This window comes from Streptomyces finlayi (assembly GCF_014216315.1).
Classification (GTDB): domain Bacteria; phylum Actinomycetota; class Actinomycetes; order Streptomycetales; family Streptomycetaceae; genus Streptomyces; species Streptomyces finlayi_A.
On the sequence record NZ_CP045703.1, the window covers coordinates 85,971 to 102,861 of the forward strand.

At 70.8% G+C, this 16,891-nt stretch carries 18 protein-coding genes and 2 pseudogenes; 10 read left to right on the top strand and 10 right to left on the bottom strand.

From position 1 onward, the window contains the following. Positions 1-15 precede the first annotated feature (15 nt). A complete protein-coding gene (locus F0344_RS34625; RefSeq protein WP_185303104.1) occupies positions 16-1,071 on the bottom strand; it encodes a ParB N-terminal domain-containing protein in 1,056 nt (351 codons plus the stop codon). 349 nt (positions 1,072-1,420) lie between these two features. On the opposite strand from F0344_RS34625, the gene F0344_RS34630 reads away from it, so the two are divergent. The 4 genes from F0344_RS34630 to F0344_RS34645 all read left to right on the top strand — a co-directional run bounded on the left by F0344_RS34630 (position 1,421) and on the right by F0344_RS34645 (position 5,125). Continuing rightward, the gene (locus F0344_RS34630; protein ID WP_185303182.1) at positions 1,421-1,951 is read left to right on the top strand and encodes a DUF5987 family protein; all 531 of its coding nucleotides are present in this window, start codon (positions 1,421-1,423) and stop codon (positions 1,949-1,951) included. Continuing rightward, on the top strand, positions 1,948-3,603 hold the full coding sequence (locus tag F0344_RS34635) for an FAD-dependent oxidoreductase (RefSeq protein ID WP_185303105.1): 1,656 nt from the start codon (positions 1,948-1,950) through the stop codon (positions 3,601-3,603). Before F0344_RS34630 ends, F0344_RS34635 begins: the two co-directional genes overlap by 4 nt. Before the next feature lie 154 nt (positions 3,604-3,757). After that, on the top strand, positions 3,758-4,228 hold the full coding sequence (locus F0344_RS34640; protein ID WP_185303106.1) for an acyl-CoA thioesterase: 471 nt from the start codon (positions 3,758-3,760) through the stop codon (positions 4,226-4,228). 93 nt (positions 4,229-4,321) lie between these two features. Next, the gene (locus F0344_RS34645) at positions 4,322-5,125 is read left to right on the top strand and encodes a TIGR03084 family metal-binding protein (protein ID WP_185303107.1); all 804 of its coding nucleotides are present in this window, start codon (positions 4,322-4,324) and stop codon (positions 5,123-5,125) included. 49 nt (positions 5,126-5,174) lie between these two features. Here the strand turns inward: F0344_RS34645 and F0344_RS34650 are convergent, their stop codons facing one another. Together F0344_RS34650 and F0344_RS34655 are read right to left on the bottom strand one after the other, a co-directional pair. Continuing rightward, positions 5,175-6,158 (bottom strand): hypothetical protein, encoded by a 984-nt coding sequence (locus F0344_RS34650; protein WP_185303108.1) that lies wholly within the window; start codon positions 6,156-6,158, stop codon positions 5,175-5,177. A gap of 524 nt (positions 6,159-6,682) precedes the next feature. Then, a complete protein-coding gene (locus F0344_RS34655) occupies positions 6,683-7,027 on the bottom strand; it encodes a hypothetical protein (RefSeq protein ID WP_185303109.1) in 345 nt (114 codons plus the stop codon). On the opposite strand from F0344_RS34655, the gene F0344_RS34660 reads away from it, so the two are divergent. The 4 genes from F0344_RS34660 (at position 7,028) to F0344_RS34675 (ending at position 9,422) form a co-directional block, all read left to right on the top strand. After that, positions 7,028-7,603 (top strand): acyl carrier protein, encoded by a 576-nt coding sequence (locus F0344_RS34660; RefSeq protein WP_185303110.1) that lies wholly within the window; start codon positions 7,028-7,030, stop codon positions 7,601-7,603. A gap of 119 nt (positions 7,604-7,722) precedes the next feature. Further along, the gene (locus tag F0344_RS34665; RefSeq protein ID WP_185303111.1) at positions 7,723-7,884 is read left to right on the top strand and encodes a hypothetical protein; all 162 of its coding nucleotides are present in this window, start codon (positions 7,723-7,725) and stop codon (positions 7,882-7,884) included. A gap of 38 nt (positions 7,885-7,922) precedes the next feature. After that, complete coding sequence (locus F0344_RS34670) at positions 7,923-8,474, top strand: carboxymuconolactone decarboxylase family protein (RefSeq protein ID WP_185303112.1); 552 nt, start codon at positions 7,923-7,925, stop codon at positions 8,472-8,474. 27 nt (positions 8,475-8,501) lie between these two features. Next, positions 8,502-9,422 carry an oxidoreductase gene (locus tag F0344_RS34675; protein WP_185303113.1) on the top strand — a complete coding sequence of 307 codons (921 nt, stop codon included), beginning with the start codon at positions 8,502-8,504 and terminating at the stop codon, positions 9,420-9,422. A 227-nt stretch (positions 9,423-9,649) separates the two neighbouring features. Here the strand turns inward: F0344_RS34675 and F0344_RS34680 are convergent, their stop codons facing one another. Further along, positions 9,650-10,690 (bottom strand): carboxymuconolactone decarboxylase family protein, encoded by a 1,041-nt coding sequence (locus F0344_RS34680; protein ID WP_185303114.1) that lies wholly within the window; start codon positions 10,688-10,690, stop codon positions 9,650-9,652. Continuing rightward, entirely contained in the window at positions 10,687-11,022 is a 336-nt protein-coding gene (locus F0344_RS34685; protein ID WP_185303115.1) for a hypothetical protein, read from the bottom strand. Before F0344_RS34685 ends, F0344_RS34680 begins: the two co-directional genes overlap by 4 nt. A 284-nt stretch (positions 11,023-11,306) precedes the next feature. On the opposite strand from F0344_RS34685, the pseudogene F0344_RS34690 reads away from it, so the two are divergent. Further along, positions 11,307-12,101, top strand: a pseudogene (locus tag F0344_RS34690) (acyl-CoA dehydrogenase family protein); the annotation flags it as partial. A gap of 123 nt (positions 12,102-12,224) precedes the next feature. Here F0344_RS34690 and F0344_RS34695 read toward each other — a convergent pair. Then, complete coding sequence (locus F0344_RS34695) at positions 12,225-12,800, bottom strand: carboxymuconolactone decarboxylase family protein (protein ID WP_185303116.1); 576 nt, start codon at positions 12,798-12,800, stop codon at positions 12,225-12,227. Further along, positions 12,800-13,135, bottom strand: coding sequence for a DUF6187 family protein (locus F0344_RS34700; protein WP_185303117.1), 336 nt, complete (start codon positions 13,133-13,135; stop codon positions 12,800-12,802). The genes F0344_RS34695 and F0344_RS34700 overlap by 1 nt, the downstream gene beginning before the upstream one ends. Positions 13,136-13,527: 392 nt before the next feature. On the opposite strand from F0344_RS34700, the gene F0344_RS36990 reads away from it, so the two are divergent. Next, entirely contained in the window at positions 13,528-14,115 is a 588-nt protein-coding gene (locus F0344_RS36990; RefSeq protein ID WP_374940178.1) for a hypothetical protein, read from the top strand. On the opposite strand, the pseudogene F0344_RS36995 reads toward F0344_RS36990, so the two are convergent. The 3 genes and pseudogenes from F0344_RS36995 to F0344_RS34715 form a co-directional block, all read right to left on the bottom strand. After that, positions 14,077-14,277, bottom strand: a pseudogene (locus F0344_RS36995) (hypothetical protein); the annotation flags it as partial. The gene F0344_RS36990 and the pseudogene F0344_RS36995 sit on opposite strands and share 39 nt — an antisense overlap. Next, a complete protein-coding gene (locus F0344_RS34710; protein WP_185303183.1) occupies positions 14,274-14,759 on the bottom strand; it encodes a DUF6423 family protein in 486 nt (161 codons plus the stop codon). The gene F0344_RS34710 and the pseudogene F0344_RS36995, both read right to left, overlap by 4 nt. Before the next feature lie 437 nt (positions 14,760-15,196). Further along, a complete protein-coding gene (locus F0344_RS34715; protein ID WP_185303118.1) occupies positions 15,197-16,195 on the bottom strand; it encodes a DUF6235 family protein in 999 nt (332 codons plus the stop codon). Between the last annotated feature and the right edge of the window lie 696 nt (positions 16,196-16,891).

Sequence of the window (16,891 nt, forward strand, 5' to 3'; positions counted from 1 at the left end):
TGTCGAAGTAAGCTGTCAACGGCGAGTTGGCTGAGTCGCACGGACCTCCGCGACATCCGCCGCGGAGGTGTGCCGACGCCGGACCATCTCCTCGGCGAACCGGCGCCAGGCGTCGGAGCAGTGCTGCGCCAGCTCCGCCATCGAGTCGACGCAGTGGGCGGGGACCACGTCCGCGCGCCGGCGCCACGCCTCGTCGACGAGGAACCGGTTGTGGAGCCAGCGCATGAGCTCGCGTCCCTGGTCCGAGTGGCGCAGGGAGGGGTCGTGGGAGAGCTTGCGCAGCGCCTCCATCGGAGCCCGGGACCGGGGGGACACCGGCGGTCTGCCGGCCACGGCGGACGTCGCCGTGCGGCCCGGGCGGATACCCGGCACGACCGGCGCTCCGGCCGGCCGTGGCCTCTTCGCGGGCCCGGCCTCCAGCATCGCGCCCGCGCTCTGCCGGCTCTGCGGAACCGGGTCCTCACCGCGCAGCAGTCGGCGGCGGACGTCGTGTGCCGTGCCCAGCGACAGCCCGGTCTGCTCGACGACGGAACGCAGCGACAGGGCCGGGTCCTGGGTGAGCAGCGCGGCGGCGTGCAGGCGTTCGGCGGTACGGTCGAGAGGGTGGATGCGGCCGTCCGCTCCGGTGCGTACGTTCAGCAGCGGAGAACCCGCGGCTGAACATGTCCGCACACCCGCCACGGTCTTGGCGTCGAGCCCCACGTGCGCGGCGACGGCGCGGTCGGACAGGGTCGGGTGCGAGGCCAGGATGCGTGCCGCGGCGGTCTTGCGGTCGGCCACGGACAAGGGCAGCCCGTTGGTGATGTTCGCGGCGACGGACCGCAGGAACACCTGGTCCTCGGCGCCATCGAAGAACGTGACCTCGACGGTCTCCAGCCCCTTCAGCAGGGCAGCGCTGATGCGGTGCATGCCGTCGACGACCCGCATGGTCGGCCGGTGGACGAGCACCGGGGGCAGGGACGCGTAGACGGTAGCGAGGCGCTGTACATGGGCCCGGTCGATACCGCTCAGACGCGGCGAATCGGCAGGAATGAGTTCATCGATCCGTACGACACGCGGTGAGCGTTCCACGGCGCGTTGGGCAGAGTCACTTTTCACGTTTCCCCCAAGACATGAGGCCAGGGCTCACTTCCGCATGCGGTGCTCGTGCAGAAGCATTTCCACGTGCAGGTGATGAATGAAGACATCCGTTCGATGAGACTAGTGAGCACCTCGCTCGCGCGCGTAATTCCAGTCGCCGCTTCGCGCCAACTCCGGGGAGTCGGTTTCAAGTTCGCCTCTACTTTGGCTAGTTGCTTGAACCAGTCGAACGACCCTAGTTTTCTTCACGCCGCAAGGCATCACACTCCGGACCGTGAGAAAGGAGAGCGAGTTGCGCGACGACAATGAGCGAGGGGCGCCGGACAGCGACATCCGGACCATGACGCTGGAGGCCTACGCCGACACGATCGTGCCGGGCGAGAAGCGCTCCGCCGACGACCGTGCCATCGCTGGTGTGTCCACCGGCGGCGGAGCCGTCCAGGCGGGGGCCCTGGAGCTTCTGCAATGGGACGCGACAGGAATCCATGACGGCCTGGACGACCTGGTGCGCCTGGTCAACGAGCACGCACAGGCCTACGCCGCGGAGCGGGGACTCGCCCTGGACCCGGCCGTGCCGCCCTTCGTGGCACTGGAGTACCCGGACCGGGCCGCCCTGATCCAGCTGCTGACGAAACCCGGCCACCCGGAGAAGGAGTTCTGGGTACTGCTCTCCCTCTTCTGCAACATGGCCTTCGACTCGGCAGCGCACCTCAACACGGCACAGGCGATGGCCGACGGACATCCGGGGCTGAAGGCCATGGGCCTGACGCAGCCGGACGCGGACGGCCTGTGGCGGTTCGAGGACTACAGCTACGGCCGGGAGTTCGCCCGCCTCCACCCCGACACCACGTCCACCGGGAGTCCCGCATGAGCACCACTGCCGAGCGCACGGACGTCCTGGTCATCGGCAGCGGCTTCGGCGGCGCCATCGCCGCGTACCACCTGGCGGCAGGAGGCGCCGACGTCACCGTCCTGGAGCGCGGGCCGTGGCTGGAGAGCAAGGAGTTCGAGCACGACTACAAGCTCGGCTCCTCCTACACCCGGGTGTTCGACTTCACGGTCGGGGACGGCATGAGCATCCTCGGCGGGAACTGCGTGGGCGGCGGCAGCGTCGTCTACTTCGCCGCCATGCCCCGGGCACCCCGGTTCGTCTTCGACCGGCAGGGGTCCATCGGGCGACGGATGTGGCCGGGAGCGGTGAGCCGCGACACGCTGGACCCCTGGTACGACCGGGTCGAGGAGTCCCTCTCCATCACCAAGCAGAACTGGAACGACGTCAGTTACGCCGGTGGCCTGTGGGCCGCGGCCTGCAACCACTCCGGCCGCACCGCCAACCCGCTCGCCGTGGCCATAGACAACACCAAGTGCGTGAACTGCAACTGGATGATGGCCGGCTGCCGCTTCGAGGCCAAGCAGTCCCTGCTGGTCAACTATCTGCCTGCCGCCATCGCCCACGGTGCCCGCATCAGGCCCCTGCACGAGGTGCAGCACCTCTCGCGCACGCCCGACGGCTCCTACCGGGTGCACTACAACGTCGTGCACGACGACGACTACCGCCTCCAGGCCGGCAGCGGCGTCATCGAGGCGAAGATCGTCGTCATGGCAGCCGGCGCGGGTGCGACACCGGTCATCCTTCAGCGCAGCGAGGCGCACCTGGGCACGATGCCCCGGGCGGTCGGCCGCTACTTCTCCGGCAACGGCGAGCGGCTCAACACCGCCGTCATCGACGAGGCGAAGGCGGCCGAACTGTTCGGCCTGGAGCGCGGCGACGGACTGGCCTACGCCGCCAACCACATCGGCAAGGGTCCCACCGTGGCCAGCTGGGACAAGCTGGACGGCTCGCTGCCCGAATACTCCCGCTACTCCCTGGAGCAGCTCTACTTCCCGCCGGGTCTCGGCACGATCCTCGCGCAGGTGCCCGGTGCCACCGGACCGTCCTGGTTCGGCAAGGAGAAGAAGGAGATCCTGAAGCAGTGGGCGTCCTGGCTCACGATCTTCACGATGATCGAGGACGACAACGAAGGGGTCTTCGGCCCGCCGCCGGCGACGGGCAACTCCCACCGCATCTCGCAGCAGATGCTCGGCCGGGGCAACCTCCGGTACGAGCCGACGAAGAACACCCTGGGCGCCTGGGCCGCCTCGGACGCCGAGGTCAAGGAGATCCTGGAGAAGGACGGCCTGGCCAAGGTCATGCCGTGGACCAACGACCTGGTCGGCGCCTACACCGTCCACCCGCTCTCCTCCTGCCGGATGGGCGACGACCCGCACACCTCCGCCCTGGACGACCGCAACGAGCTCCGCGACCATCCGGGAATCTTCGTCACGGACGGATCCGCCGTCCCCGGCGCGCTGACGGTCAACCCCGCGATGACCATCGCCGCGCTCGCCGAGCGCGCGGTGCCGGGGATCGTGCAGGCCGCGCAGCGCCGGGGGATCTCCGTCACCTACGGCGCGCCGGCCCCCGACGGCTCGGCGAGCGGCCGCAAGAACGTGCTGCCGCTGCTGCCGTCGGCCCGCGGCTGATCACGCGCGCCCGGTCGGGCGCGCCCGCGTCCGCGCTTCCCTCCCGAGCCGAGCGGCCGCCCCGGAGGCGCCCGCGACCAGTGGGTTGTTTCACGCAACCCGGTGCGCAGACCGGCCCCGACAACCTACGGACGACCATGGAGGGTACAGACCGATGACCGCGACGACCCCTGACTACTTCGAGTACAGCCACACCGTCGGCTTCGAGGAGACGAACCTCGTCGGCAACGTCTACTACGTGAACTACCTGCGGTGGCAGGGGCGTTGCCGGGAGCTCTTCCTCAAGGAGAAGGCGCCCTCCGTCCTCGCCGAGGTGCAGGACGACCTCAAGCTCTTCACCCTCAAGGTGGACTGCGAGTTCTTCGCAGAGATCACCGCCTTCGACGAGCTGTCGATCCGGATGAGGCTCTCGGAACTGCGCCAGACCCAGCTGGAGTTCACCTTCGACTACATACAGGTGACCGAGAACGGCGGCGAGATCCTGGTGGCGCGCGGGCGGCAGCGGATCGCCTGCATGCGCGGCCCCAACACCGCGACCGTTCCGACCCTGATCCCCGAGGCCCTGGCCGAGGCGCTCGCGCCGTACGCCGCCCGGGGCGGCTCCCACGTGGTCCGCGCCGCGTAGCCGCACTCCGCGCACGTCAGCCCGTCGGCCGGCGGGTCGTTTCACGGCAGTCCATGCCCGACTTCGGAACACCTGTGTGAAGGAGAGAGAGAAATGAACACGCTCGAAGACGTTCTCAAGCACCTGGCCACCGACATCGATGAGCTCGCGCAGATGGTCGAGAAGATTGACGACGACGCCTGGAGCACCGCGACTCCCGCACCCGGCTGGACCGTCGCCGACCAGATCGCACACCTCACCTTCGTCTTCCATCTGGCCAGGACCGCCGCCGCCGCACCGGAGGAGTTCAAGGCCGTCACCACCGCCGCGGCCGGGAACTTCGACGGGGCGGTGAACGCGGCCCTCAAGCAGTTCAACAGCTTCCCGCCCCAGCAGCTGCTCGCCCGTTTCCGGGCCCTGGGCGAGGCCTCCGTCGGGGCGCTGGGCGCGGTGCCCGCCGGCCAGATCGTCCCGTGGCTCGTCAACCCGCTGCCGCCCGTGGTCCTGAGCTGCGCGGGGATCATGGAGGTGTTCGCCCACGGCCAGGACATCGCCGATGCCCTGGGGGTTCACCGAGTGCCCACCGAGCGGCTGCGCAACATCATGGACTTCGCCTGGCTGACCCGGGACTTCGGCTACGAGTCCCACGGTCTGACCCCGCCGGCCGAACCGTTCCGCTTCGAGCTCACCGCCCCCTCCGGCGAGCTGTGGACGGTCGGCCCCGAGGACGCCACCGAGACGATCAGCGGTCCCGCGCACGACTTCTGCCTGCTGGTGACCCGGCGCCGCCACCGTGACGATCTCGCGCTCTCCGCGTCGGGGCAGGAGGCGGACCGCTGGCTGGACATCGCACAGGCCTACCGCGGACCGGCGGGCCAGGGCCGTACGCCCGGCCAGTTCGCGGCCGCCGGGAACTGAGCAGCGGACCGGGGGCGGTTCCCCGGGACCGGGGCCGCGGCCCGTCCGCTCAGTACAGCTGGTGGGCGGGGGCCCCGGCCGGCCCGCGGTCCAGGCCGATGTCGGCCAGGGCACTGAGCACCATCGGCGGGTTGTCGGCCAGCCGCCGCATCAAGGGGAGCCACCAGTTCGTGCCGTAGGTCGCGTGGATACGGCACGGCCGGCCCGCCGCCCGGTGGCGGCGCAGCGTTTCGGGCTGGACGCCGTACAGCATCTCGATGTCCTGGACGTGTTCCAGCAGCCCGCGCTCCTTCGCCGCGGCGAGGACCTCCGCGTCCTGAGTGGCCAGGCTCAACCGGACTCCTCTGTCCAGGAGGAGCTCCGCGAGGTCGAGGTAGCGGTCGTCGAGTGCCGGACCCCGCGCCAGTGCGACGTCGGACGCTTCGGGAGAAGTGCCCTTCACCAGGCGTACGGTGCGGCCCGGCCCCGCCACCGTTAAGGCGTCGTCCTTGGTGCGGTGCAGGTGTGCCTGAAGGGTGACGCCCAGGTTGCCGTACCGGCCGCCCAGCGCTTCCAGGACGGCCAGGACGGTATCGACGTCGCCGGGGCCGTCCGTGTCCAGTACGACCTCGCTTCCCCGGAGCGCTCCGGACGCCGCGATCCGGCCGGTGTTGCGCAGGGCGGCCTCCGCCGAATGGGCGAGGCCGATCCGGGAGAGGTCCAGTCCGATCCGGTCGGGGGCCGGTTCGTGGGCGAGCAGCCCCAGGTACTCCTCGACCACGCCTTCGGCACGGGCGGAGTCGGCGACTCCCTGGTCGGGGCCGGTGAACTCGGCGCTCACCCGGTAGCCCTTGGCACGCAGCCGTGCGGACTGTTCGAAGAACCCGGCCCTGTCGGGGGCGAGCACGTAGCGCCTGGCGGCAGGGGAGAGCATGTCCCGCAGTGCAGAGGAGGGTGCGGTGAAGGCGGTCTGGCACCGCGCGTCGTCGGCAAGCCGGCGCAGCCCCTCGGCGGCTGCCTCCACCAGGGCTCGCTGGGACATCTCGTGGTTCACGGCAGAGCCTCGGCTTTCTTCTCGGTGGGATCCCCTGAGGCCGCGGCCGGCATGCCGACCGCGGGTGCGAGCGGCCTCGCGTCCGCCCCCGCTCCGCAGGCGCCTGGAGGGGTTCGTGGCGAGGCGGTTCGTGGTCCGCTCACGCCTCCGTTCCGCTGCACCCCGGTCGTGTACGAGAGGCACGTCCTGCACGCGGGATCTTTTGGCAAATTATTGCCAAAAGAATGCCGACTCAACATCCCGTTATCGCGCGAGCATCGGCAGGCGTTCTCGCCGATCAGCCCAATGATCCCCATGATGGCCGCCTGGAGTCAGAGAAGGGTACCGACTTTGCATACCAGCATGTTTCCCATGGGTAGGCAAGTCGTTGCCATGTTAATCGACAAGTTTGGCAATTTAGTGTCTAGCGCGAGGTGCGCGTGTATAAGCAGCCGCAGGAACGGAGGCAGGCAACCATGACAGTGCCGAGGAGGAACGCACGTCAGTACCGCGCGAAGGGGTCGGTGCCGGAACCGGAGACAGCGTCAGCCCCCGGCGTCGTCCCGCACTTTCCCGCGTGCCCGCATGAGGCACTCCGCCGCGAGCCGCCGGATCTCGGCGGCGAGGTTCATGTTGGAGTTCTCCTGCACCTGCTCGGCCAGGAGCTGGAGCCCCGTCAGCCACTCGTCCTCCTCGCCGCCCAGGACGCTCAGCTGATGGCCGAGAACCTCCAGGCGGATCCGGCTCTGGTACGGCAGCCGGAGCTCGGTCCTGCCGAGTCGCTCCAGCAACGCGCGCGCGTCCGCGAAACGGCCTTCGTGGAGGAAGGCGAGGCGAGCCCGCAGCGCGGTGAGGGACTGCTCCCTGCCGTCACCGGCGGGAACCGGCATGTGGGACCCGGCGCGGCGGGGAGCGGCGAGGGCGACGACGGCCGGCCCGGCGACGTACGGGAGTTCATGATCGGGGTGTGGAGCGAGCTCCTCGGCCGCTCGGACCTGACCGAGCATTCGGACTTCTTCGCGCGCGGCGGGGACGCCCTCCTGATCACCCGTCTGGTGCGCAGGATCGCCGAGAGGTTCGGCGTCGCGGTGTCGCTGCGCGAGCTGTCGCGGCGCAACCTCGGCGACCAGGTTGCGCTGGTGCACGCCTCGCGGCTGCGCTCGGCCCGGCGTGCCGCCCCTCGGCCCGCCGTGACCGTCGGTGACATCCGCAGGGTGCTGATGCGGGAATGGGGCGACCTGCTCGGCTTCCCGGACCCCTCGGAGGGTGCCGACTTCTTCGAGCACGGCGGGGACTCCCTGCTGATCACCCGTCTGGTGCGCAGGATCGACAGAGAGCTCGGTGTCGCGCTGCCCGTGCGCGACATGCTGGCCGCCCCGACCCTCGCCGAACAGACGTCGCTGCTCGCCGGCTTGATCGCGGGAGCCGACCGCTCCGTCTCCACACTCCACCGACAGTCCGACTGATACCCAGGCAAGTTGCCAAAGTCTGGCATATCGTTGCCACTGCGAGTGCGATTCACTAGCTTCCCAGCATCACGAGGTCTCATCGTCCCGCGGCCACGCCGCCCTCGCTAGGAGCTCGCATGGGTACCGCACTTCACGTTGCCCGACTGTCCCTCCTCATCGGCACGTTCGGACTCGTCACCCTCTTCCCCACGGCTTCGGCGCATGCCGCGAGGGGGGGAGAGGACGTGGAATGGCCCTTCGCCCGCACCTGTGCCGTCAACGACGTGTATTGGCCCTGATCCGCCGTCCCGTTCCCGCCTTCCCGGAAGGAAGAGCCGTGCCTCATATCGCACTCGACAACGAACTCCCCGGCATCAGCGGCCTGATGGCCCACCGTCCCGATACCGGCGCACCGCTGAGCGACCTCGCGGACGTCCTGCTGCGGGCACCGTCCTCGCTCAGCCCGGGGGAGCGCGAGCTCATCGCAGCGTACGTCTCCCAGCTCAACTCCACCGAGTTCTGCTCCGCCTCCCACGGGGCCTTCGCCGCCGCGCAGCTGCCTGGGGGGCAGGGCCTGGTCGAGGCCGTCCTGGCCGACCCCGCCACCGCGCCGGTCGACGGCCGGCTACGCGCGCTGCTGGCCGTCGCCGCCGAAGTCCGTAACGCCGCGCGCCCGGTCTCCGACGAGGCGATCGCCGCGGCCCGCGCCGAGGGCGCGGACGACACCGCCCTGCACGACACCGTTCTGATCGCCGCGGCGTTCTGCATGTACAACCGCTACGTCAGCGGCCTCGCCACCGAGCTGCCCGAGGACGGTGGGTACTACGGGCACGCCGCCCGGCGGATCGTCGCCGACGGCTACCGCGGCACGTCCGCACGGACCGACTGACGTGACGTACCCGGAAAGGGGCGACTGATGAGCACCCGGCGAACGTGGAGCACGGCCGACATCCCGGACCGGAGCGGCACCACCGCGGTGGTCACCGGCGCGAACTCCGGCCTCGGACTGCACACGGCGGAGGAACTCGCCCGGCGAGGCGCGCACGTGGTGCTGGCCGTGCGCGACACGGACCGCGGGGTCGCCGCGGCGGCCGGCATCCGGGCCCGCGTGCCCACGGCGGCCCTGACGGTCCAGCGGCTGGACCTCGCCAGTCCCGCCTCGGTGCGGGCCGGAGCCGAGGAACTGCGCCACCGGTTCTCCCACATCGATCTGCTGGTCAACAACGCGGGCGTGATGTGGGCCGACCGGGCCCGCACCCCGGCTGGACACGAACTCCAGTTCGCCACGAACCACCTGGGTCACTTCGCCCTCACCGGTCTGCTCCTGGACTCCTTGCGGGCCGCACCCCGCGGGCGCGTGGTGACGATCAGCAGTTACCTGCACAGGCTGGGGCGCGCCGACTTCCCCGACCTCGACGGCGGACGCCGCTACAACCGGTACCGGGCGTACAACCAGTCCAAGCTGGCGAACCTCATGTTCGCGTTCGAACTCCACCGCAGGCTGGTGGAGTCGGGTGCGCACCTGATCTCGCTCGCCGCCCACCCCGGACTGGCCGCAACGGGCCTGGGCCGCCACCTCCCGGCCCCCGTACGCGGGTTGGGCTCCGTATTCGCTCCGCTGCTCCTCCAGAGCGCCGCGACGGGGATGCTGCCGGGCCTGCGGGCGGCGACCGACCCCGGCGCGCGGGGCGGCGAGTACTACGGACCGCTCGGACTGACCGAGACGCGGGGCGCGCCCGGGGTCGTGCGTCCCGGCCGGGCAGCCTGCGACCCCGAAGCATGGCGTCGCCTGTGGGAGAGGTCCGAACACCTCACCGGCGTCCGCCACCCCTTGTGACCGTTGCCGTGATCATCAGTGTCCCGCACCAAGTCATCGGCAGACTCGGCCGGGTCAAGGACCGGCGGATGCCGTCCCGAGGCCGAGAAGGCCGCTTCGAGGTGCTCAACGCCCGCGAAGCCCCGGGCAGTCGCGCCCCGCACCGTCCGCGCCACCCGTTGCTCCAGATCCGCCTTCTGATCACCCGACGACACACGGCCCACGATCCACCCGTGCCGCCGTGCTGCTCACACCGGCCCGGCGGCACGGGGCACGGTGATCCGGCCGCCGATACGCACAGCCGTGGTCAGGGCGGCCCAGGACGTGAACTCGATGAGTTCACGGTCGGTGGGGAACCGGATCCTGAACGCCTCGACATCCTCAGGGAGCGTCATGTACGGCGCGAAGGCGGTCAGCAGCGCGAGACGGGCGGCGGGCATGTCCTCGGCCGGCAGCCCCGACACGGCGACCTCCAGCCAGCTCCGGCCGGGCCCGGGGGCTGCTCCGTCCCACAGGCCGAGGCGCGAGCGCAGCCGCTCCACGACCGGTTCGGGCACCCAGCGCGCCCCCTGCTCCACAGCGGCGAAGGCACGCCCCAGGGCCTCGGCCACGAAACGACTGCCCTCGGCCCACTCCAGCCCCGGGGGCAGCGGGGCCGGCGGCAGCAGCCCGAGCGACCCGCCCGGCGCCAGAGGCCCCGGGGCGACGGGGCGCATGGCCAGTGCGGTCGTGCGCATGATGGGTCCGCGCAGGGGTTCAGGCGTCCGGGCGGGCATGGGGGAGTCGGCCAGGAAGAGGGACACCATGCGGTTGATGTAGTGGAACGTCACCACGACGCCGCAGAGCTCGGGCGCCTGTTCGGCAGTGAGCAGGAACGGGCCCTCCCCGCCGGCCGCGTCGCCCTGGGAGCGCCGTCCGGTCGTCCTGGCCCACTCGACGAGCCCGGAACCGATCCCGTCCGGCGGCAGCGTCCCGAGGACCGCCTGGTGCACATGAACGCAGTACGGGCAGTCGTTGGCCCGCGACACCTCGGTGGCGACCGTCTCCTTCACCGCGCGGCTCACCCGCCCGTCGACCAGCAGGGTCTCCCGGAGCATCAGCCATGTCGCGGCCAGCGACGCGGCGGCCGGTGAGTGGAGAGCCAAGGGCGGTGCGAGCACCCCGAACTCGCCCTCCGTCTCCCGGTACACCTGCGCGACCAGGCCCCGGGCCCGGCGCGGGGCGATCACATCCACGTACCGCACCTGCCGCAGCGAACCCCGCAGCACAGCCCGCACGAGTGGCCTCACCGCAGCATCTCCTTCTCGTGGTTCACACGGGATCCCCTCTCGGGAGCCGGCCGGTCCGGCAGGTCCCCGTCGTCGGCGTCCCGCGCCCGCGCCCCCGTCGCCGGAGCTTCGACGCGGTCCCCCGGCGCGACGGAGCCGGGGCCGAACACCATCTGTTCCATCAGCAGGCGCACCAGCGCGGTCGCCGCTCCCTGAGTGGTGGCCGCGCTGTACTCGGCGGACGAGGCCGCCGCCGTGCCGAGGACCGTGCCGGCCGACGGCGTTGTCGTGGTGGCCGTGGTGGGGTGTGCCGCTCCGGTCGACTCCCGGGACGGGCGGTCGCTGTCGCTCATGGGCTGCCTCCCTGACGGCGCCGGCGTCCGGCGTGACCGGCGACGGACGCCGGCGCCGGCCGCGGCCGAGAAGCACATTCTCGACCCGCCGGCCGGGTCCGGGCTTCTCGTGGGATGCCCTCTCGCACGGGCTCGCCGGAGGGGGCGGGACGGCCGGCGATCGAGGAGATGCGGCGCTCCCGCGACCCGGCGGGAGCAGGGCGACGCCGTCCCGACCGATGCGCGAAGCCCCCCTTGCTTCCGCATGCCGCGGACAGGGCGTCTCCTGATTCCTGGAGGATCGACTGGACCTCACGTCCACGCCCGCCCGCACCGAACTGGTGGACCGAGCCTCGAAGCTGAGGCCGCTGCTCCAGTCGCACACGGCATGGACCGAGGAGAACCGGCGGCTGCACGAGGAGTCGGTCGAGGCGATGGCCGAGGCCGGCATCTTCCGTATGCGCGTACCGGCCCGCTACGGCGGTTACGAGTCCGAAGCCCGCACGCTGGTGGACGTGGCCGCGGAACTGGCCCGCGGCGACGGTGGATTCCGACCTGGATGGCGGGCCTCTTCCCGGACCACGTCCAGGACGAGGTGTTCTCCCGGCCGGACGTCAGGGGGTCCGGCACCCTCAGCCCCGGGGGCATGGCGGCTCCGGCCGACGGCGGCGTCGTGGTGAACGGCAAGTGGGGCTTCGTCAGTGGCGCCTGGCACAGTCACCGGCAGGTCCTGACCGCGGTCGCGCCCACGCCCGACGGCGGCATGCAGCCCGTGATGGCCCTCGTGCCGACGGACCAGCTGCAGACCGTCGACGACTGGTACACCCCGGGCCTGCGCGGCTCCGGGAGCGTCACCACCATCGCCTCGGACGTCTTCGTCCCCCAGAGCGGGTCCTTCCGCTGGGTGCGGTGCTCCAGCAGTAGTACGCCTCCGAACTCAACGCAGGCTCTCCGATGTTCCGGGCGCCGATGCTGGCCGGCCGGAAGATCACGTACACCGACTACGAGGAACAGGGTGCGGCGCCGATCACCCCCCCTTCAGCTCGGCGAGGCGGACCCTGCTGGCCGACGAGGCACGGTTCCAGGCCCACCAGCTGGCCGACGGCGGGGAGCACGGTGGCCGGCCTCGGCAGGGGGAGGGCGCTGACGGGCCCGGCTCCGCTCCGCGGGCGCGACGGACGGGCTCGAACGGATGAACGGGTCCCCACGGGCGAGCCCGGGGGCTATCGCCCCTCCGAAGGGCCCGCTCCCCTCTCGCCGTCCGCTGTGGGGACGAGGCCGGAGTAGCCGCCTTGGTGCAGGCGGTTTGCCGATGTCGCGAAATAGCCCTCGTCCGCGCACACCCCGAGACCTTCGACCATGCGGTTCATGAAGTTGAACAGGGCGCACACCATGACGGCGTCGTGCAGGGCCCGGTCGTCCCACCCGGCGGCGAAGACGGCTTCGGCGTCCTTCTCCGTGAGCCGTGCCGGGTGACGGGTGAGGGTGTCGAGATAGCGCAGCACCGGTCTGAGTCGTTCGTCGACCGGAGCGGCATCGAGGTCGGTGAGGGCCTCGGCCAGGAGGCCGGCGGGGACACCGAACGCTTCCGCGGTCGCGGTGTGGATGCCGTGGCAGTAGGCGCAGCCGTTGAGACCGGACACGTAGGCGGCCATCAGTTCGCGCTCGGCGACCGAGAAGGGCGAATCCTTCCGCAGAATCAGTTCGTGCAGGTCCAGAAGCGGCCGGGAGACGTGGGGATAGGCATGGAAGACCTGCAGGAGGGCCGCGTCCGGGGCCAGTGATCTGAGGTACGTCATCAGGTCGCCGTCTCTCCCTCGCGCACCGGTCGCGCCGCGCGCGTGTCGATTTCTTCCCTGCGGAGCCAGCACGCCGCCAGATGGGCCGCGGCCGCTGAGTCGGGCCGCCCGATGCCGTGGTGGCCGACCATGCGCAGTGCCCGGTTCCACGCGCTGCGCAGTGCCGTGGGGGAAAGGGGAGCTTCACCCGCCGCGGCCAGGGCCGGCCGGACGGACCGCCAGCGCTGTGTTCCCGCCTCGACGAGGGCATCGAACGTGAGGGATGTACGGACGTCGTGACGGGCGCGGTCCACCGCCAGCACGATCTGTGCCGGGTCCTCCGCGAGGGACGCCAAGCCGAGTCCGGCCTGCCGTCACGGGCTGCGGTCACCTCGGCGGGCAGGAGGCTCTCGCCGTTGGAGACGGTGGTGCCGAGGGCCAGCACCACGTGGTCGCCGACCACGCGCTCGCCGCTCTCGAGCCGGACGCCGACGCGCCCCGCCCTCTCGGGGGTGAGAGCCGTCACGGTGCGCCCGCGATGGACGGTCAGCCGGCCCTCCGCCTCCGCGCGTCGCAGCAGCGGCTGGAACTCGAACATCACGGAGGCTCTGCGCTGCCCGCGCATCAGGGACAGGCGGTCGTCCCAGCCGGTCCCGTCGAATTGGGCCCTGCCCTCGGCGCGGAAGAACGACGCGTTGACGTCGGCGCACTGGTAGCGCTCCGCGGACGCGCGGACAACCCACTCCACGTGTCCGCCCTGGGCGAGGGCGTTCGAGATGAGATGCGCGGCGCTGAGTCCGGCCCCGACGACGACGACCCGGCCGGCTCCGGCGGGCACGGGTTCGTCCCAGTAGCCGACCCCGTGGGGGAGCGCCTCGCCCTCCCACCAGTGGGAGGGAGCCCGTTGGCGTTCCTCACCCAGGCAGAGGATCGTGTAGGGGGCGGTCACGCTGAAGCCTTCGCCGCGCACGGTGACGGCGTCCGTGGTGGGGCGGACCTCCTGGGCCGTGGCCCGCCAGGTCCGCTCGTCCACATGGTGCAGGGTGGCGATGTGTCCGCAGTAGGCCTCGAAGACGTCGACCGGTACCACCGACCGGTGTCCGGCCTGCGCCATGCGGACCTCGCGGCGTTCCACGGAGTTGAGCCGCGACCAGTGCAGTCGTGCGAAGTCGAGCAGCTCGCAGTCGCGGTAGCCCTCAACGCCGGGATGGTGTTCGTAAGGGGATCGGAGCACCCGCTGCCGGAGGACGTCGACCCGGTCGAAGAAGCGGCCGCACGGGCTGCCACCCCGGTCCAGGAGGACGATGTCGTGGACACCGAGGTGCCAGAGCGCTGAGGCGACCGCGAGCCCGGCGGGACCGGCCCCGACGACGACGTCCGCACCGGCCGGGGGTGCGGTGGTCCGTGTGCCGCGTGTGCCGCGTGTGCCGGGGGCGAGGGGCCACTCCCGGCCCCGGGGTGAGTCCAGCAGGTGGGGCCCAGGAGTGAAGGTAATCACCCGATGACCGTCACGGGAACGATGATCTCGATGACCGGGCGCTGGGGCATCCCCTCGGCAACGAGCCGCTCCAGGGTCTTCGCCATGTCCGCGGGGCTGTCGGCGGCGACCGGACTATACCGGGAGTAGGAGTAGGTCGGCTTCCGGCCCGTCGTCTCCAGGGAGTACATCTTCACCACGGCCTCGCCGGGGCGTACCTCGCCGTCGTAGAAGGTCAGGCGGCGCTGGTCGGGCGTGATGAAGGACTTGGCGAACTGGCGCGACATGACCAGGGTGTCGGCGTCGGTGACGAAGACGGAGTCCTCGTCCGTGGTCGCCTGCATGGCGACCCAAGTCCTGTCCGTCAGGTTCGTCTCGGACTTGATTACCTGCCAGCACCCGGGCTCGGGAAGATTGACACACACCGAGACGTCGTGGTCGACGCTGTCGATGGCTCCGGAAATCATCAGGACACGGCGGCGCATGTCGGCCACTCCGGCCATCTGGATGTCACGCGCTCGCACCCGCGATGCAACGTCTATTCCTGGTACCTCTAGCGGCGGCATCGCGTCTCCGAACTCTTGGCGGCGAAGTCCAGGCGTTACAAGTGAGGCAGACGGTTTCACAGGGGTTATGGAGTGTCAAGAACACCTGTGACTGGGGGAGTTGAAGCGGCAACCTCCCTTCCGGTTCGATCCTCATGATTCGAGAAGGCGGTGCCGGGGTACGGTCCGCTGGCCCCGGTTCCCGATACGGGCGCCGCCCTGCTTCCCGCCCTCTTCACGGCCCGTCGGCCGGGCCGCCTGGCCGTCGCCATCCCTCCTCCCGTGCGCGGGGCCGCTGGGAGAAGCGACCGGCGCGAGCGCCCCGGGGGCGCTCGCCGCGGAGCCGCCAGGGCGTTTCCGGCAGGGTGCCGTGAGGAGGACCCCTCGAAGACGGCTCAGGCCGACCGGTCGGTGCTGTGGTCGATTCCCGGCGCGGTGTCCTGCGGGCCGATGTAAGCGATGGCGAACGTGTCGATGTCACGAATGTGGATCTTGATGGTCAGGCCTCCTCTCAGCACGACGAAGAAGTCCCTGGACTGCGTGAGGTCGTTGATGATCTCGTACGTACCGAACACCGTTCTGTCGGCGACCGCGAAGAGCGCGGAATGCGCCGCGTTCCTGGCGATCTGCCCGGCGGTCGTGGACCACTTCTCCAGAAGCTCCCAGCCCCCTTCCAGCCGGAGCTGAGGGCCGTGGAGGCCGTCTGGGCCCGCTGCCGGCCGTCGGTCGTCCCCCCGGGACCGGCTGTCGGCTCCCAGAGGACGCCCGAGCATGGCGCAGGCGAGTTCGAGGTCCTTCCAGCCGGTGGTGGTGGGCCTCTGCCGCACGACTGCGCGCAGGATGCGCTCGGCCGTCCAGGCGTCACCCGTCCCGAGGTATCCGGCTGCCTGGCTGTACAGGAAGTCGGCTTCCGTGGCGTGGAGCTGAGCGGCCGCGCTCACGAGGTACTCGATGCGCCGGTCGCGTTCGCTCACGGTCTTCGGCAGCAGTCCGGCGGCGTCGGCCGCACCGGTCGCGCACCGGACCTTGACTGTTCCGCCGACCTGATGGACGAGCAGTTCGAAGAACAGCCGGCTGCCCTCGTCGAGCAGGTGGGGGTCGACCACATCGACGCGGCACGGTCCCAGCTGGTCCACCCAGGCCTGCGCCACCTCACGGAAGCCGCGTACGACCCGTCGCCGGTGGAGGGCTCTGATCCGGTCGTGCGGACGCACCGTTGTGAAACGGTCCCCGTCGTACTCGCCGATGGCGCACGCCGGGTCGTCCGGAGCGATGAGTCTCAGTCCCTGGCGGGCCTTCTCGTGCCACAAGGACGTGATGCCCGTGCTGAGCAGAGCACGAACCGGTGAGAAACCGACCACGCTCCGCTCGGCCTGCACAGAGAACTCAAGCATCGCCCCTCCCGGACTCCTCGGCCCCGGATACGTCCCGCCGGGCGGGGGTGTTTCGCCCCACGCGCCTGCTGAATCCGTGAGCATGTGGTCAACCGACGTTGCGTGTGACAGGAAGGACGACTCCGTTCGTCACTGGCGAAGCCTTGACGAGCTTCATTCGGACTTCCTGGAAGAGCACCCGGGACATTCCCGTACTTCGCAAAGTAGCTACGTCTCGGTGGTGTCACATCTTCGAAATTGCTGTCGCCCCCCGGGGGCCGTGCGCGGGGCCGACCACTTCGCCAACTCCGTATTGCGGCACAGGCGGGCGGGGTGCAGGCGTTCCCGGTGTTCAAGTCGCCGTTCAGGCACGCCCAGGCGACCGCCCCTGTCGCGGGGCATCTCGTCACGCGCGGCGGCACCGGACCGTGACTCCGGGCCCGGTCCCCGCTCCGTCCGGCCAGAGGGTGCCGGAGTCGTCCCGGAGGGCGCCACTCGAACCGGCGTGATGAGAGCCGATCCGTGTCAGGAGGCTTCGGAGCCCCGGCCACTGCACCGGCGACGCTGCCAGGGGGAACGGCCTTCGACCTGGCCGGGCCGTCAGGTCGAGGGCGGGGGCGGGGGCGGGTGGGTCAGTGTGAGGCCGGGACGCGCGGTGGGGGACACGGGCCGGCGGGGTCTTCCGCACCGCAGGGAACCCTGGTCGGAGGTCTTCCG

Excerpts from the sequence above, each read along its gene's own strand:
- F0344_RS34630 (WP_185303182.1), top strand. The coding sequence starts at position 1,421 with ATGACGCTGGAGGCCTACGCCGACACGATCGTGCCGGGCGAGAAGCGC.
- F0344_RS34635 (WP_185303105.1), top strand. The coding sequence starts at position 1,948 with ATGAGCACCACTGCCGAGCGCACGGACGTCCTGGTCATCGGCAGCGGC.
- F0344_RS34640 (WP_185303106.1), top strand. The coding sequence starts at position 3,758 with ATGACCGCGACGACCCCTGACTACTTCGAGTACAGCCACACCGTCGGC.
- F0344_RS34645 (WP_185303107.1), top strand. The coding sequence starts at position 4,322 with ATGAACACGCTCGAAGACGTTCTCAAGCACCTGGCCACCGACATCGAT.
- F0344_RS34655 (WP_185303109.1), bottom strand. The coding sequence starts at position 7,027 with ATGCCGGTTCCCGCCGGTGACGGCAGGGAGCAGTCCCTCACCGCGCTG.
- F0344_RS34665 (WP_185303111.1), top strand. The coding sequence starts at position 7,723 with ATGGGTACCGCACTTCACGTTGCCCGACTGTCCCTCCTCATCGGCACG.
- F0344_RS34675 (WP_185303113.1), top strand. The coding sequence starts at position 8,502 with ATGAGCACCCGGCGAACGTGGAGCACGGCCGACATCCCGGACCGGAGC.
- F0344_RS34685 (WP_185303115.1), bottom strand. The coding sequence starts at position 11,022 with ATGAGCGACAGCGACCGCCCGTCCCGGGAGTCGACCGGAGCGGCACAC.
- F0344_RS34695 (WP_185303116.1), bottom strand. The coding sequence starts at position 12,800 with ATGACGTACCTCAGATCACTGGCCCCGGACGCGGCCCTCCTGCAGGTC.
- F0344_RS34710 (WP_185303183.1), bottom strand. The coding sequence starts at position 14,759 with ATGGCCGGAGTGGCCGACATGCGCCGCCGTGTCCTGATGATTTCCGGA.
- F0344_RS34715 (WP_185303118.1), bottom strand. The coding sequence starts at position 16,195 with ATGCTTGAGTTCTCTGTGCAGGCCGAGCGGAGCGTGGTCGGTTTCTCA.